Origin of the sequence: Lacticaseibacillus casei DSM 20011 = JCM 1134 = ATCC 393 (genome assembly GCF_000829055.1) — a bacterium.
Lineage (GTDB): Bacteria > Bacillota > Bacilli > Lactobacillales > Lactobacillaceae > Lacticaseibacillus > Lacticaseibacillus casei.
On the sequence record NZ_AP012544.1, the window covers coordinates 1546873 to 1562899 of the forward strand.

Below are 16027 nucleotides of genomic sequence, written 5' to 3' on the forward strand. Positions count from 1 at the left end.
CTCCAAAGACCACTTACACTCCGGCTCCTAACCGCGCCGGCTCGCGCTCACAAATAAAAAAGCCGCCATCACTGGCAGCTCACGCATTCACTATTTTTGATGTGCTTTGATGTAATCAACCGCATCTTGAACTGTTTGGATCTTTTCCGCATCGTCATCTGGAATTTCCGCGCCGAATGCATCTTCGAGTTCCAAAACAAATTCGACAATGTCAATCGAATCTGCATCAAGGTCTTGCTTGAAATTCAAGCTTGGACTGATTTTGTCAGGACTTAACTGAAAATGGTCCTGAATCAAGCCTGCGATCTTTTGATAAATTTCGTCTTTACTCATGCCGCTCCTCCATTCATCTGCCAATTTAGTTTACTTGTTTCCAGCGTTGTTGTCTACGGCTTTATCAGTGGTTTTCGCTTCGGCAATTTCAGGGTGAGCGTCAAAATAATCCACCACTTTGGCTACCGTGCCATTTTTAACCATTTTGGCTGTCTGCAGCAAGGTGTAATAAACCGTATCCGCATCAGCCGCGCCGTGAGCTTTGACCAGCGGCGCTTTAAGCCCAAGCAAGACTGCACCGCCGTATGACGAAATGTCGAAGGTTTGCGCCATTGACTTGAGGTTGTTTTTCAAAAACAGACCACCTAATTTTCCAGAAACACCGCCATCATAAATGGCACCCTTTAACATGTGCATAACAGTGCGGACAGTGCCTTCAATTGCCTTCAACGTTGCGTTGCCGGTAAAGCCATCAGTGACGACCACATCGGCAGGTCCGTTGAGAATGTTGCTAGACTCGACGTTGCCCACAAAGTTGATTCCGGGAGCCGCAGCCAAAAGATCGTGTGCTTCCTGGTGCAGTTTGTCGCCTTTGTTTGCTTCTGTGCCGTTGTTTAAAAGACCCACGCGCGGATTGGCGACGCCGCGAACGTCTTTAGCGTAGTAGCTGCCCATGATCGCGTATTGCAACAAATGATACGGGCGATTTTCAGCATTGGCACCAACGTCCAACATCACAAAGCCTTTGCCGTCAATAGTCGGCAACGTTGGCAACAAACCCGGCCGTTCAATGGCCTTGATCCGGCCGATAATGAATAAACCAGCTGCCAATAACGCCCCGGTGGATCCTAGTGAAACCATCGCGGCCGCGTCGCCTTGTTTAACTGCTTGCGCCGCCAACACCATCGAAGCTTGTTTCTTGCGCCGAATCGCCCGAACCGGTTCATCGTCACTGTTAATCTTCTCGGCCGTGTGCACGATCGTCAGCCGATCCTGATTATGAATCAAAGGTTTGATTTTCGCTTCATCCCCATAGAGGATAAATTCTAAATCCGCGTCATGGTCGCGTGCTTTTTCCGTTCCGGCAATCACAACTTCCGGAGCGTGGTCACCGCCCATTGCATCAATTGCAATTTTCATAAAATCCTTCGTTCCTTTCGCATTTAATCCAAACTGCCGTTCATCTGCCGACTAGCAGCCAGATAAGCGGCTAGCGGTTGATGCTCAGGTTCCAGCAAGTGCGGATCAGTTTTAAAAATCCGGGCCACAATCTGTTGGGCAGCTTCCATAGTTGGAAAATCCCCGACAGGATCGGCCACTTTAAATTCGGGCAGTCCTGACTGCTTATCTCCAAAAATATCACCCGAACCGCGCATTTCCAAATCTTTTTGGGCTAACAAGAAGCCGTCATTGGTTTTGGTCATGATTTGCATGCGCGCGATCCCTTGCTCATTTTTAGGGTCAGCAATCAACAAACACTGTGCTGCTTTGCTGCCACGACCCACGCGGCCACGGAGCTGGTGAAGTTGCGATAGGCCGAAGCGATCAGCATCGAAAATGGCCATCACCGTCGCATTGGGGACGTCCACCCCAACTTCAACGACCGTCGTCGACACCAGCACTGCAATGTCACCCTGACTAAACGCCCGCATGATTCGATCTTTTTCATCTGGCTTCATTTTGCCGTGCAATAACGCAACCTGTCCAAGATTGCCAACTGCTTTTTGCATATCTGCAAAAAGCTGCTCGGCATTTTGCAAGTCGATCTTTTCCGATTCCGCAATCAGCGGGGTAATGGCAAACACCTGACTTCCTGCCTGCACCTGACTGCGAATCAGCCGATAAACCTGACCGACTTGATTCTTGCGCAGCCAGGTAGTCGTGATAGGCTTGCGTCCGGCCGGCAATTCATCAATGGTGGAGACATCCATTTCACCGTATGCCGTAATCGCTAGCGTTCTAGGAATCGGCGTCGCGGTCATGGACAGTAAATCTGGCTTCTGCCCTTTTTCCTGAAGCACCTTGCGTTGATTAACGCCAAAACGATGCTGCTCATCGATAACCACCAACCCCAAGGCTTTAAAATCGACACCTTTTTGAATCAGCGCATGGGTCCCGATGATCAAATTAAGTGTGCCCATTCGCAGGTCGGTCAGCAGTTCACGCCGCCTCTTCGCGGTTGTGGATCCCGTCAAGAGCCCCAGCTTAACCGGAAAATTGGCGAAAAGTTTTTGCAGCTTAGCAAAATGTTGCTCCGCCAGCACTTCTGTCGGCACCATCAAGGCAGCCTGATAGCCGGCTGTGACCGCCGCATACAAGACAATCGCTGCAACAATCGTTTTCCCGCTGCCCACGTCCCCTTGCAACAGGCGATTCATATGATTGGGCCGGCGCATGTCCGCACAGATCTCATTCACAACCCGCTTTTGCGCATTGGTCAATGAAAACGGCAGCGTCGCAATCAGTGCGCGCAACGCCTGATTGTCGTACGGAATAGCAAGGCCGTTGCTGCTGTTGGTATTAAGCTGTTTTAGGGCCTGTATTTGCAGTTGAAACAGGAAAAACTCGCGAAAAACACCGGTTCGGCGCGCTGCCTTGGCTTCTTGCGGCGTGTTGGGAAAATGCATTCCGTGGACCAGCTGTTCATCCGTCATTAACCGATAATGCTCACGAATGCTGGCAGGGATCAGGTCACGGATATGCTGATGATCGCGCGCCCACGCCGCTTTAATCAGGTCGAGTAACGTACCCATCCGGATGTTTTTATTCACGGTATAAATCGCCGCCATGGACGGCTGATCCTGTGACTGCGTGGCCAGAATTTTCATCCCGGTCAGACTGCGGCGCTGAGCATCCCACTTGCCAAAAATTGCTGCTTCATCACCCATCTGAAAGCGATCTTTTAGCCAAGGCTGATTGAAGAAAGTGACCAGAATGACACTGCGTTCGACCTGCAACTTGACATTCACCCGGCTTCGATGCGGACCAAAACGGCTAATGACAGGATCGGCAACCACGACGCCTTTGATCGTCAGCTTTTCTTGATCGGCTGCTTCAGCAAGGTCTTTAACTTTAAGGTCATCATAGCGATATGGAAAATAAAACAGAACATCACCGACCGTATGAATGCCTAAACTGGCCAAGCCTTCTTCACGCTTAGGACCAACACCGGGTAAAACGCTAACCGGGTCCGTGAGCGCCATCATCATCCCTCCCTTCGCAATAAGATGGTAAACGACAAACTGTGCTTAGCCTTTCATGTCGCAAAAAAGTGCCCCGCATGCGGGACACCTTGGCAGTAAAGCAACTTGTTTACTCGACTGAGACAAGATAAGGATAAACCGGCTGATCGCCTTGGTGAATTTCAAATTCCAGATCCGGATGCGCTTTGCCGACCGCATCCGCAATTTTCTTCGCTTCGCCTTGATTAGCATCGGCGCCCACAATGATCGTGACAATTTCGCTGTCGTCATTGATCATCTTGTTTACCATGGCAATCGCTGCTTGTTGGCGATCCTGATCAGTGACGCTAATCGTGCCGTCAATGATCCCCATCCAATCGTGATTTTTGATAGCCAGTCCATTAATGGTGGTATCGCGAATTGCTTGCGTAATAGAACCGCTAATCACATTCGGTAGTTGTGCGGTCATTTCGCTTTGATTGGTAGCCAAATCGGCGTCTGGATTATACCCAAGCATAGCGGTCATGCCTTGATTGATGGTCTTACTTTTCACGACAGCTACTTCTACGTCAGTTGCGGCCTTAGCAGCAGCTTCTGCCGCCATGAAAATATTGCCGTTATTTGGTAAGACGATCACATGCTTAGCGTAAGCGGCCTTCACCGCATCCAAAATGTCATTGGTGCTTGGATTCATGGTTTGCCCGCCATTTAGCACGTAAGTCACGCCCAGACTCTTGAATAACTCGCCGAGTCCCTCACCGGCAGCGATGGCAACAACACCCATTTCCGCTAGTGGTTGGTCATTGGCATGAGCATCTAGAGAGCCTTCCCGTTCGATAATGCTTTCCTGTTGTAAGCGCATGTTATCGACTTTGATTTTCATAAGCTCACCGAACTGCTGGCCGTAACGAAAAACCGTACCAGGATGTTCCGTATGAACGTGAACTTTAACCACTTCTTCATCAGCAACCACCAATGTCGAGTCACCAAGGGTATTCAAATAATTACGAAACGGTTCATAATCAAAGTGCTTGAAATGATCGCCGGTTTCGAGTTCAACCATCATTTCGGTACAATAACCATAAACAATGTCGGCCGGATCCAGTTGGGTTTGGGCGCTCTGGTGGTGGACGGCATTAATCATTTCGGTCATTTCTTCATCCGTGACATCATGAACATCCGAACTGACTTCGCCGGATAAGCCTTCACGAAATCCTTCATAGATGAAAACGAGTCCCTGACCGCCTGAATCAACCACACCGACTTCTTTCAAAACAGCCAGCAGATCCGGCGTCTTGGCTAATGTACGCTTAGCACCCTTAACAACGGCCGTCATCACGACCAAAGCGTCATCTGAGCCATTAGCGGCTTTTAGTCCGGCTTTAGCTGCTTCGCGGGCAACGGTCAGGATGGTGCCTTCAACCGGCTTCATTACCGCTTTATACGCCGTTTCGACGCCATGAGCAAACGCGTCAGCCAAGTCCTGAGCAGTCAGACTCTTTTTACCTTCTACGCTCTTGGCAAAGCCACGAAAAAGCTGGGAACTGATAACCCCCGAATTACCGCGGGCGCCCATCAGCAGGCCCTTACCTAAATGCTTGGCGAGATCGCCAACGCCAGCGTCGTTAGATTCCAACACTGCTTTGGCACCGGTTTGAAACGTCAGATTCATATTGGTCCCGGTATCGCCATCAGGCACCGGAAAAACATTTAATGAATTCACAAAATCAGCATTTTTATTGATGCGATGTGCGGCTACCCGGATCATGTCCTGGAATTTAGTCGCCGTTATTTCGGTTACTGCCACGAAACATCCTCCTCGAAGAACTTTAATATCGTCACACCGTCAAATGACAGTGCCTTAATGTCAGTCGCCTAATACCTTGACGCCTTGGACGATGACGGTCACTTCGTCGGTTGTGACCCCCAACATCGTTTCGAGGTTGTATTTTACTTTGTCTTGGACATTTCGGCAAACTTCGGATATTTTGGTACCATAACTGACAATGATGTTGACTTCAATCTTGACGCCATTGTCAGTTTGGCGTACCACAACACCGCGCGCATAATTTTCACGCTTCAAAATGTCATTGAGATTATCCCGAATCTGGTTACGGCTTGCCATCCCGACAATCCCGTAAATCGATGTCGCGGCACCACCAACCACTGTTGCAATGACATTGTTGGAAATGTCGATAATCCCATACTTGGTTTTGATTTTGACCGCCATGCTGAATCCTCCTAGCCATTCACGATGCGCTTTCACACCGCGTACAATTCTACCAGTTAGTGTAGCATAGGCACGAAAGCATTAAAAGCGCCCCCGCTTGTGGATTCCTGCCTAGGCCTTCTCACTGACGGATGCTTCGACTTCCGCGCTGAAGAAGCAAAAAGATCCTGACAATGATGGATGCATCACATTCATTGTCAGGATCTTTTTGTATTTATGGGATCAAACCCGGGTCAGTTTACCTGATTTAAGGGCACGTGCAGAAACCCATACCCGCTTTGGTTTACCATCAACAAGGATACGAACCTTGTGCAGGTTGGCTTTCCATGTGCGCCGGCTTGAATTCAAAGCATGTGAACGCTTGTTGCCAAACGTGGTATGACGACCTGTAATAACATCTTTAGCCACAATATGACCTCCTTTTTTTCAAGGTCACCCTCGAATTTTTCACTCAACTAACTTATCATAGCCCCGCGGCGAATGCAAGAAGTTTTGCAAAGTAAAATTACTTGACAGCCTCGATTCGCCGCGACAATGATTACACACTGACTGTCATTTGGTAGCTAGTTGTCGACTTTTTGACCGATACGATCGCGGCTGTAGATGATCGCAACTTGGCCTGCTGTCCAACTGACCGTAAACGGTTCGTTTCCAATGAATTCGTTTGACGCCCATGCGTAAGGAAACGCACCATCCCATGCTTTCAGAGGATACTTGGCACCGGTGATTGTCAAAGCCGTCACCGGCGTCAAATTAATAACGGCCACGTAGCGATAACCCGATACTGGCCGAATGGTATGGGTTCCCGGTCCGTAATAATCGACGTGATTTTGCTCGTCCAGAAGATGGATCCGTTCAATGTCATCAAGAAAACGCGGCTGAAGCGGCAAAAACAGGTTGGACAAAAAATGATCCAGCCGTCCGCCGGTAGCCCCGATCAGTGTCACTTTATCTGCGGAAAAGTCCGTTAAGGCCGCCTTCACCGCCAGTTCGGTATCCGTATCGTCTTTTGCCGACGGGACTTGCTCAATCTTTTGAACACGCTCCCGAACTAATTGAAATTCGCTCGCTGTCAATGAGTCAAAATCGCCGACTGCCAATACTGGCTTAATACCTGCTTTGACCAATCGCAGGGTGCCCCGATCAACCCCGATCCATTCGCCGGCTAATTGTTGCCAGTCCTCTGAGAGATTCTCATGCGGTCCGCCAGCCATGATATTGACGTCTGTCATTTGACCGCCTCGCGCAGTGCCGTGATTGCGTCACCGACATTTGGCGCGCCGAACACATAGGAACCTGCTACAAAGATATCGGTGCCGGCTGCTGCGGCCGTCTTCACTGTCTGGTCGTTAATCCCACCATCAACTTCGATCGCAAAATGTAAATCTCGTTCCTGCCGAATTTTGTGCAATCGCGCAACCTTATCAACCATTGGCGTCAGGAACTTCTGCCCACCGAATCCGGGATTGACCGTCATCACCAAAACCTGGTCGACAAGGGGCAACACTTCATCCAGACTGCTCAGTGACGTACCGGGATTCACCACCACTCCGGCACGAACCCCGGCAGCGCGAATATGTTGCAAGACACCATAAAGATGACTGGTTGCTTCTTCGTGCACCAAAATCGTATCGGCACCGGCCTCGGCAAACTCCGGTGCCCAAACACCCGGATCACTCACCATAAGATGCACTTCCAGCGGCAGATTCGTCACCGGACGCAACGCCTGAATGACCAAGGGACCAAACGTCAGATTACCGACAAAGTGGCCATCCATAACATCCACATGCAACAAATCCGCCCCTGCTTCCTCGACTTTTTCAACATCGCGAGCTAAATGAGCAAAATCAGCACTTAAAATTGATGGGGCAATTTTCATAGTAATCCCTCCGTGTGAGCGTGAACCGCGCGCTTAAAAGCCGGTCCTCGCATGATCGATTACTTTTTCTTATAAACCGGGCGCTTACCGCTTAATTCTTCGCGAAATTGCAAATAATTTTCATAGCGACTCGCCATGATCTTACCAGCGGCCAAAGCTGCCTTGACTGCACAATGGGGCTCGCTGACATGTTGACACCCGCGAAACTTACAGTTGGGTGCCAAGGCAACAAATTCAGGGAATCGGTCGCGTAAATCATCTAGGGTCACGTCTAGCAAGCCAAGCGATGAAAACCCCGGAGTGTCAGCCACTAGCCCGCCATGGATCGGATACAAATCTGTTGTCCGCGTCGTATGCCGCCCGCGGTTCAACGCACGACTGATAGACGCAGTCGCCAAATCCAGTCCCGGCACCAAATGATTGATCAAAGTCGACTTCCCCGACCCTGTTTGACCGGTGAAAATCGTCAATTTATCCGCAAAACTGGCCTGAACCTGCTTCAAAACCGTTTGATCAAAAACATGCTCCGGCGCAAAAACAGCGTAGCCGATCGCTTGGTAGCCTGTCAATGATGTTCGAATCTTTTCCAGTAACTTGGCAGGGGTCAAATCGGTTTTGGTCAAATAAATTTCAGCGTGAATCGCATGGCCTTCAAGATAAACCAGAAAGCGATCCAATAAATTCAAGGAAAAGTCCGGTTCAACGGCAGAGGTAATCAGTAAAGCCTGATCCACATTAGCGACTGGCGGACGGGCCAGCGCATTTTGGCGTGGCAGGATCCGTAAAAGATAACCTTCATCATCCCCATGACCGGGTTGGAAGGCCGCAAAGTCGCCAACCAGCGGTGTGATGTTATCATTGCGCAGACTTCCACGGCCACGGGTGCGATAAACTGTCTCACCGACCGCAATATCATAGTACCCACTAATTTGTTTAATGATTCTTCCGGTTAATTCATCACTCATTGGGTAATATTTGCCTCCTGCGCAATCACTGTGCCATCCCGCACAACGCGGTAGCTGCCGGGATACTTCTTGCTAACTTGCAACGTAATCGTGACTTGGTCATCTGCCGTGATATTGAATGTTTTATTGATGTCACTGATATTGTGTGTCTTATCACCAATAAAGACCTGAATGCCATTTGGCGTCACGCCACTGCTGCTTGCACTGGCACTCGCGCTACCGGAAGCAGCAGATGGTGCCTGGTACGGAATCGAAATAGTTTTTGAAACGGTTTTGACTTCATCAGGGTCTGCACCTTGGGAAATGGTGACATTCACGGTGGCTCCGGATTGAACCTGTGTCCCTGCAGCCGGGTTCTGACTAATCACCATGCCAGTATCGACCGTGTCGGAGTAAGCTTGACTGATGACAATCTTTAAACCAACCTCATTAGCATAGTCACGTAAACTCTTTTCTGTATATCCGGTAAGGTCACGCAACGCAAACGACGTGTTGACCTTCTTGACTCTAACCGGCTCGGCAACTTCAAACGTGATGGTTGTCTTGCTGGCAATCACTTTTTTCCCGGCTTTGATACTTTGAGACAGAATCTTGCCTGCAGCCGCTTCGTTTGTTTTAATCAGCTTCTCTTTTACAGTCACGCCCCGTTTTTGCAGATCAGACTTGGCATCGCTGTAATCCTGCCCGACATAATTATCCAGCGTGATCCGCGGTTGTCCCCGACTTAAAATCAGGTTGACGCTCGACGACTCTTTCACGCTGACTTGCCGTTTCGGATCAGAATCGATGACTAAATCCTTATCCACCTTGGTTGAGTATGCATAGCGGTACTTTCCGACCTTCAACCGCGCACTTTTTAGCGCTGTCTTGGCCTGAGTAGTTGTCATGCCGCGTAAATCAGGTACAGCAACATCTGCTTTTTGATTGGCTGTCACAACGCCAATCCCGATCAGCAACAAAAGAACCACGGCTGCACTGATAGCCACAATAAGCCAGCGGCGGCGCTTCTTTTTAGGCCGGTTCTCAGGAGCAGCTTGACTAGCGGGCTGATCCGCCCCGCCATCAGAATTGTGCGGCGGAGTTGGGCCATTAGGAACGATCGGCACAACTCGCGTTTCATCCAAATCGTCCTTAGGAATCACGTACTTGGCTTCATGCGCTCGGGCAGGACTCAAGGCAGTGTTCAAATCGCTTGCCATGGCCTCGGCACTGGTATACCGATTGGCAGGATTCTTGGCAGTCGCTTTGAAGACAACATTCTCGAGGGCTTGCGGAATATGAGGATCAAACGCTCGAACTGAAGGAACCTCTTCCTGAAAATGCTTCAACGCAATTGAGACCGCTGAATCACCTTCAAACGGAACCGACCCCGTCAGCATTTCAAAAAGAATGATCCCGAGCGCATAAATGTCGCTTTGTCGCGTGGGCATACTCCCCCGAGCCTGCTCAGGGGAAAGATAATGAACCGATCCCAATAACGAATTGGTCATCGTCATGGAATTTTCCGATAGCGCGACAGCAATCCCGAAATCAGTAATTTTGGCATGCCCGTTTGCATCAATCAAAATATTCTGCGGTTTTAAATCGCGGTGAATAATATTGTGATCATGGGCCGTCTGAACGGCGGACAGAATTTCTTCCATCATATCGACAACGCGCTGATACGGAATCGGAAAATGCTCAACGATATAATGCTTTAAATCAGAGCCTTTAACATACTCCATGACCAGAAACTGCTGACCATGGCTTTCACCCACATCATAAATCGACACGATATTAGGGTGCACCAATTCGCTGGTCGCCATAGCTTCACGTTGAAACCGCCGAACCGTGTCAGGATCGTTTTGTAAATCAAGTCGCAAAACCTTGACCGCAACGTCACGATCGAGGATAAGATCGTGCGCTAAATAGACGTTGGCCATGCCGCCTTCGCCTAATGTTTTGATGAGCTTATAGCGTTCATTTAAAATCGTCCCCGGCTCGATCATGACGGTTCCCTCCGATCCTGATGAATGATCAAGGCGCTAATATTATCCGGTCCACCAGCGGCATTGGCTTGAAGAATCAATTCCTGGGCCTTGCTGCCAATCGGCATATCCTCGCGTAAAACCGTCGCAATGCTTTCGTTGTCAACCATATTGGTTAGGCCGTCTGAACAAAGCAACAGGTAATCATCATACTCCATGTCATAGATCGTTACGTCAGCGTCAACATCGCTGCTGACCCCTAAAGAACGGGTGATCACATTCCGTTGCGGAAAGCGTTTGGCCTCTTCAGGCGTCAGTTCGCCATGTTTCACCAGCTCGTTGACCAAACTATGATCCTCAGTAATCTGAATCAGATGTCCGTTACGATAAAGGTACCCGCGCGAATCACCGATATTGGCCACGACAAACCGTGAGCCACTGATAATGACCGACACCACGGTTGTTCCCATGCCAGACAGATCAGTGTATTGCTTGGCTTTTTGTAAAATCATGTCATTTTCTTGTTGCAACTCAAAAATAAGCCAACGCACGATTGACTCGATTTCCGCCGTATCGGTCTTTTCAAACGCATAGCCAAGATGCGAGACCGCCATTTCACTGGCAACATCGCCGCCGCGGTGGCCACCCATCCCATCAGCCACTAAGGCAAACGTTGCGTCGGATTTGTTCTTGAAAATGCCGACATAATCCTGATTATTTGGTCGCCGCCGACCGATGTCCGTGCGATAAGCAAACTCCATACATACCCCTCATTTACGGCGAATCATACTGGCAATGAAAAAGCCGTCGGTATCATAATCGTCTGGAAATAGTTGCAGTGCCGGTGCCCCATGCGCCTTGGTTAATGGCTTGAGCGTCAAAACCGGCACCTGTTCAAATTCAGGATGAGCAGCCAAAAATTGCGTGACAACATCCTGATTCTCCTCTTTCACCATTGTACATGTACTATACGTCAGGCGGCCATCGATTTTTAATGTGGGCGCCACGCTATTAAGAATCGCCAACTGAATCTGTTGTAAATGGCGCGGATCATCAGCCTGTTTGGTGTACTTGATTTCCGGTTTACGGCGAATCAGTCCCAATCCGGAGCAAGGCGCATCAACTAAAATCTTGTCAAATGATTCAGGAGCAAAAGTTGTATCAACTTGCCGTGCATCCAACATTTGGGCAGAAACCCGATCGGCTAATCCCAAACGATTGGCATTTTGTTGAACTAGCCGAATCTTGTTGGCATGGAGGTCCAATGCCGTAACACGTCCGCCTTGATCAGGATCAAGATACTGGGCAATGTGGGTCGTTTTGCCACCAGGAGCCGCACATGCATCCAACACTGCATCACCTGGCTGAATATCCAGACTCGGCGCCACCAACATCGAACTTTCATCCTGCATGGTGTAATCCCCTGCAGCAAATTCCGGCGTGCCCGCCAAATGTCCGCCGGGAGCAATCAAGCCGATCGGCGTCAGCGGGCTTTCCCGTAGTTCAGGAAAGCTCGGCTGTAAGATTTTCAGCAAAGCATCCGGCGTTATTTTGGTGGTATTGACGCGAATTGACGCATGCGCAGGCTGATTGATGGCCGCCAGTACGCTGGCTGTTTTGGCGACACCCAACTGTCCCTGCAGTTTCTTGACAAGCCAAAGCGGCGTGCTGCTGGTGATAGCAAGTCGCTCGATGGGATCGCTAATGCTTGCAGGATCCGGGAAACCGGTACGCTGTGCTTGCCGCAGCACCCCGGTCACAAACTTGGCAATGCCTTGATGGCCCAGTTGTTTGGCGATTTCGGTGCTGTCAAAAAAGACTGCCCGCGCCGGCACTTTATCTAAATACTGTAGTTGATAGACCGCAGTTTGCAGCAAACACCGAACCCAGGGATCCAGCTGGCGATTTTTGACGAACGGCTTCAACAAGTAGTCTAAGGTTAATTGATGCTGAATCACCCCATAGACAATGTTGGTCAGCAAACCAGCATCCCGACTGTCAAGCCGATACTTAGTGATGATGTGGTCAAGGGTCAGATTGGAATAACCGCCTTTGCCCACAACGCGGGTCAACGTCTGGACTGCCAGCAATCGCGGATTATTTGGCTTCATCGGTGATCACCTGCTGTCCGACTGTCAAATCACGGCCAGGACCGTTCAAATAATCGGCAATATGTTGTTTGCCTTTACCGGCCGGCTGCAATTCGTCAATTTGAAAAGTGGTCTGATCTCCAGCCGCCACCACCAATTGATGCTTGCTGCGTTCTACGACACTGCCAGCAGGCAAATCCGTTTTTTCGGCCAATGGCGTCACTGCCCACAGTTTCGTTCGCTGGCCATTCATGTAAACATAGCCGCCCACATCAGGCCGAAGCGCACGCACCCACTGATCCAAGGCCTGCGCCGGTAAGTGAATGTTGAGATGTTCCTGTTCTTTGGTAATCGTTGGCGCAAACGTCACTTTTTCCGGATTCTGCGGGGTGCGGGTTGCTGTGTTGTCAATAATCTTCGGCAGTGTTGCCAACAACAAATCGCAGCCCAACAACGACAGCTTAGCAAAAACGGTGCCGGTATCATCTTGGCGAGTTAACGGTAACTTAGCTTGGGCAAACATGTCGCCGGCATCCATTTTCTTCACCATTTCAATAATCGTCACGCCGGTTTCGGTATCACCGTTGATAATGCTGTATTGAATCGGCGCGCCGCCGCGATATTTTGGCAACAAGGAACCGTGAACATTGACTGCTGCAATTTGAGCCGCCTGCAAAAACTTGGTCGGCAAAAATTGCCCATAAGCTGCCGTCACGATTAAATCAGGCGCCAAAGCAATGGCCTTAGCTAATTCGGGACTGCCGCTAAGTTTTTCCGGCTGTAACACGGGGATGTCATGGGCAACGGCAGTCTGCTTAACCGGACTGGCAGCCACCTTCTGCTTACGGCCGACTTTTCGATCTGGCTGGGTCATGACCGCCACAACATCATAGTTTTGGTCAATCAGACCTTCTAGAATGGGTACCGCAAAATCGGGTGTACCTAAGAAAATTACTGAAGTCATGTTTTCCTCCAAACCTTAAGTTCGTTAACAAGATACTAACGAATCGGTTGTTGTTTTTTACACAAATGAAAGTGGTTCGGGATCAATCGTCACCTGAAAGCCTTGACGACTGCTTTGTTGGGTTTCTTCAAGAATGTGTTGCAATGTTTCAGCCAACGTCGGCTCATGCTTGTATTTTAAAACGATTTGATAAATATAGCGATTTTTCAAACGGGCAATCGGTCCGGGCGTCGGGCCAAGCATGATCACTTGATCGGATAACCGATCGCGTAGCTCCTTTGCCAGCGAAAAAATGGCTTTAGCAGCTTGGGTTTCATCGACATGACTGACACCGATCTTAGTCGAAAAGAAGTACGGCGGATAATTGCCCTGATGACGAACCGCCATTTCCTGCCGAAAGAAGCCTTCGTAATCCTGACGCTTGGCATATTGAATGGCGTAATGATCCGGGTTAAAGGTCTGTACAAATACTTCGCCAGGCTTATCAGCGCGCCCGGCACGGCCACTGACCTGCGTCAACAACTGAAACGTCTTCTCACTTGCCCGAAAATCCGGCAAGCCTAGCGCCGTATCGGCATTAATCACGCCAACCAGTGTTACGTCAGGGAAATCCAATCCTTTGGCAATCATTTGGGTGCCTAACAAAATATCTGCCTGGTGGGCCCCAAAAGTATTCAAGATCCGCGCATGACCACCCTTGCGTCGCGTGGTATCCACATCCATACGCAAAATCCGGGCATCTGGCAGCAACTTTTGCAATTGTGCTTCCACTTTTTGCGTACCGGTGCCGAAGTAACGGATTTTATCCGAACCACACTGCGGGCAGCGGCACGGAATGGCCTCTTCATGGCCGCAATAATGACACTTCAACGTGTGCGTATCCATGTGTAACGTGAGGCTGATGTCACAATTTGGACATTTTGCAACATAACCGCAATCCCGACACATAACAAAACTCGAATAGCCACGGCGATTCAGCAGCAACACACTTTGCTCATGACGCTGCAGCCGTAACTTCAAAGCGTCCAACAGCGGCGCGGAAAAGTCTTCTTGCCCACCTTGCGCAAAGCTTTCACGCATATCCACAATGTGAACCGGTGGTAATGGTTGATCATTGATTCGATGCGGCAACCGTAACAGTGTATAGACGCCTTTTTCCGCTCGGGCACGTGATTCCAGTGAAGGCGTTGCGGAGCCTAAAACGACCGGTGCATGATGAATCTGCGCCCGTTTTAACAAGACGTCACGTGCATGGTAACGTGGCGTGGAGTCTTGCTTATAACTGGTTTCGTGTTCCTCATCCATGATGAAGACGCCAATATGCTTCAACGGCGCAAAAGCAGCAGAGCGGGCGCCGACGACCACTTGGGCTTCGCCGCGGGCAATTCGCCGCCATTCGTCGTACTTTTCCCCATCTGACAAGCCTGAGTGCATCACCGCCACGTGCATGCCAAACCGACCTTTGACGCGATCCACCATCTGTGGCGTGAGCGCAATTTCGGGCACCAGCATCAAGGCTGTCTGCCCAGCCGCTAGCACTTGGGCAATCACCTGAAGATAGACTTCAGTTTTACCGGAACCGGTGACGCCTTCCAACAAGAACGTCTTAGGTTCCTTAGATTTAACGGCCGCGTTAATGGTTTTGACCACTGCCTCCTGCTCGTCTGTGAGCGGCAATGGTTGCGTCAATGGCTGATGCTGAAGTTGCGGATAAGGATCACGGTAGGTTTCATGCGCTTCTAGTTTCAGCCAGCCTTTTGCCACTGCCTGATTAATAACCGATTTTGTCAGGTGATGGCGATGCTCCACTTCCGTTAACAAGGGGCGCTGATGTTCCGCCAACCAGGTTTTGATGAAGGAAAGCAGTTCCAGCTGTTTGACGGCGTTTTTGCGTACCTGATTTTTTTGCTCCTCAGCCTGCTCAGGTGACAACTGCGGCACAAGATAAAAGACCTTCTTGACGCGCGCACGATCTTTTTTGATGTAAGAAATCGCCACTTTGCCGGCCTGTGCCAACTTCATCAGGGCAATCTGTTGCTCATCACTTAATGTATTCATGGCGACGCTATCTGCTTGACCGAAATACCGCGTGCGCTCATCAGCAGACAACCCTAGTGGTTCAGCTACCTTGACGGCATCGATTTTTAGCATCGTTGGCAGCATCGTTTGCATGCAGGCAATCCAAAATGAATAGGTGGTTTCCGCTAGCCATTTGGACAATCCTAGCATTTCGTGATTAAGCACCGGCGCCGGATCGAGTACATCCAGGAGCGGCTTAAGTTCGCCATCATATTGACTTTGATTGGCAATGGCCACAACCATGCCACTGACTTTGCGATCGCCTTTGCCAAATTGCACCCAAACGCGCATGCCTGCTTGAAGTGCACCATCCAAACGTTGTGGCACCAGGTAATCAAACGGCCGATCAGTTTGCATGGTCGGAACATCCACAATCACTTTGGCAATCGTTGCCAAGC

General features: G+C 49.9%; 14 protein-coding genes. All 14 read right to left on the bottom strand.

What is annotated here, in order from left to right; all coding sequences use genetic code 11:
- Positions 1-90: 90 nt before the first annotated feature.
- Positions 91-333 carry an acyl carrier protein gene (gene acpP / locus LBCZ_RS07655; protein ID WP_025012443.1) on the bottom strand — a complete coding sequence of 81 codons (243 nt, stop codon included), beginning with the start codon at positions 331-333 and terminating at the stop codon, positions 91-93.
- A 30-nt stretch (positions 334-363) separates the two neighbouring features.
- Positions 364-1413, bottom strand: coding sequence for a phosphate acyltransferase PlsX (plsX, locus tag LBCZ_RS07660; RefSeq protein WP_025012442.1), 1050 nt, complete (start codon positions 1411-1413; stop codon positions 364-366).
- Between the two features lie 23 nt (positions 1414-1436).
- Positions 1437-3476, bottom strand: coding sequence for an ATP-dependent DNA helicase RecG (gene recG / locus LBCZ_RS07665; RefSeq protein ID WP_025012441.1), 2040 nt, complete (start codon positions 3474-3476; stop codon positions 1437-1439).
- Between the two features lie 109 nt (positions 3477-3585).
- The gene (locus LBCZ_RS07670) at positions 3586-5262 is read right to left on the bottom strand and encodes a DAK2 domain-containing protein (RefSeq protein ID WP_025012440.1); all 1677 of its coding nucleotides are present in this window, start codon (positions 5260-5262) and stop codon (positions 3586-3588) included.
- A gap of 60 nt (positions 5263-5322) precedes the next feature.
- A complete protein-coding gene (locus LBCZ_RS07675; RefSeq protein ID WP_010488017.1) occupies positions 5323-5685 on the bottom strand; it encodes an Asp23/Gls24 family envelope stress response protein in 363 nt (120 codons plus the stop codon).
- Positions 5686-5907: 222 nt separating this feature from the next.
- Entirely contained in the window at positions 5908-6093 is a 186-nt protein-coding gene (gene rpmB / locus LBCZ_RS07680) for a 50S ribosomal protein L28 (RefSeq protein ID WP_010488015.1), read from the bottom strand.
- A gap of 155 nt (positions 6094-6248) precedes the next feature.
- A complete protein-coding gene (locus tag LBCZ_RS07685) occupies positions 6249-6917 on the bottom strand; it encodes a thiamine diphosphokinase (RefSeq protein WP_025012439.1) in 669 nt (222 codons plus the stop codon).
- Positions 6914-7564, bottom strand: a complete 651-nt coding sequence (gene rpe / locus LBCZ_RS07690) for a ribulose-phosphate 3-epimerase (protein ID WP_025012438.1) — start codon at positions 7562-7564, stop codon at positions 6914-6916. Before rpe ends, LBCZ_RS07685 begins: the two co-directional genes overlap by 4 nt.
- Before the next feature lie 59 nt (positions 7565-7623).
- Positions 7624-8529, bottom strand: a complete 906-nt coding sequence (gene rsgA, locus LBCZ_RS07695; protein WP_025012437.1) for a ribosome small subunit-dependent GTPase A — start codon at positions 8527-8529, stop codon at positions 7624-7626.
- Positions 8526-10517 carry a Stk1 family PASTA domain-containing Ser/Thr kinase gene (gene pknB / locus LBCZ_RS07700; protein WP_025012436.1) on the bottom strand — a complete coding sequence of 664 codons (1992 nt, stop codon included), beginning with the start codon at positions 10515-10517 and terminating at the stop codon, positions 8526-8528. Before pknB ends, rsgA begins: the two co-directional genes overlap by 4 nt.
- Positions 10514-11257, bottom strand: a complete 744-nt coding sequence (locus tag LBCZ_RS07705; protein WP_025012435.1) for a Stp1/IreP family PP2C-type Ser/Thr phosphatase — start codon at positions 11255-11257, stop codon at positions 10514-10516. Before LBCZ_RS07705 ends, pknB begins: the two co-directional genes overlap by 4 nt.
- Positions 11258-11266: 9 nt before the next feature.
- A complete protein-coding gene (gene rsmB, locus LBCZ_RS07710) occupies positions 11267-12607 on the bottom strand; it encodes a 16S rRNA (cytosine(967)-C(5))-methyltransferase RsmB (protein WP_039639091.1) in 1341 nt (446 codons plus the stop codon).
- Positions 12594-13550: a methionyl-tRNA formyltransferase gene (gene fmt / locus LBCZ_RS07715; RefSeq protein WP_025012434.1), complete on the bottom strand. Its 957-nt coding sequence runs from the start codon at positions 13548-13550 to the stop codon at positions 12594-12596. The genes rsmB and fmt overlap by 14 nt, the downstream gene beginning before the upstream one ends.
- 57 nt (positions 13551-13607) lie before the next feature.
- Positions 13608-16025, bottom strand: a complete 2418-nt coding sequence (priA, locus tag LBCZ_RS07720) for a primosomal protein N' (protein ID WP_039639094.1) — start codon at positions 16023-16025, stop codon at positions 13608-13610.
- Between the last annotated feature and the right edge of the window lie 2 nt (positions 16026-16027).

Excerpts from the sequence above, each read along its gene's own strand:
- acpP (WP_025012443.1), bottom strand. The coding sequence starts at position 333 with ATGAGTAAAGACGAAATTTATCAAAAGATCGCAGGCTTGATTCAGGAC.
- plsX (WP_025012442.1), bottom strand. The coding sequence starts at position 1,413 with ATGAAAATTGCAATTGATGCAATGGGCGGTGACCACGCTCCGGAAGTT.
- recG (WP_025012441.1), bottom strand. The coding sequence starts at position 3,476 with ATGGCGCTCACGGACCCGGTTAGCGTTTTACCCGGTGTTGGTCCTAAG.
- LBCZ_RS07675 (WP_010488017.1), bottom strand. The coding sequence starts at position 5,685 with ATGGCGGTCAAAATCAAAACCAAGTATGGGATTATCGACATTTCCAAC.
- LBCZ_RS07685 (WP_025012439.1), bottom strand. The coding sequence starts at position 6,917 with ATGACAGACGTCAATATCATGGCTGGCGGACCGCATGAGAATCTCTCA.
- rpe (WP_025012438.1), bottom strand. The coding sequence starts at position 7,564 with ATGAAAATTGCCCCATCAATTTTAAGTGCTGATTTTGCTCATTTAGCT.
- rsgA (WP_025012437.1), bottom strand. The coding sequence starts at position 8,529 with ATGAGTGATGAATTAACCGGAAGAATCATTAAACAAATTAGTGGGTAC.
- pknB (WP_025012436.1), bottom strand. The coding sequence starts at position 10,517 with ATGATCGAGCCGGGGACGATTTTAAATGAACGCTATAAGCTCATCAAA.
- LBCZ_RS07705 (WP_025012435.1), bottom strand. The coding sequence starts at position 11,257 with ATGGAGTTTGCTTATCGCACGGACATCGGTCGGCGGCGACCAAATAAT.
- rsmB (WP_039639091.1), bottom strand. The coding sequence starts at position 12,607 with ATGAAGCCAAATAATCCGCGATTGCTGGCAGTCCAGACGTTGACCCGC.
- fmt (WP_025012434.1), bottom strand. The coding sequence starts at position 13,550 with ATGACTTCAGTAATTTTCTTAGGTACACCCGATTTTGCGGTACCCATT.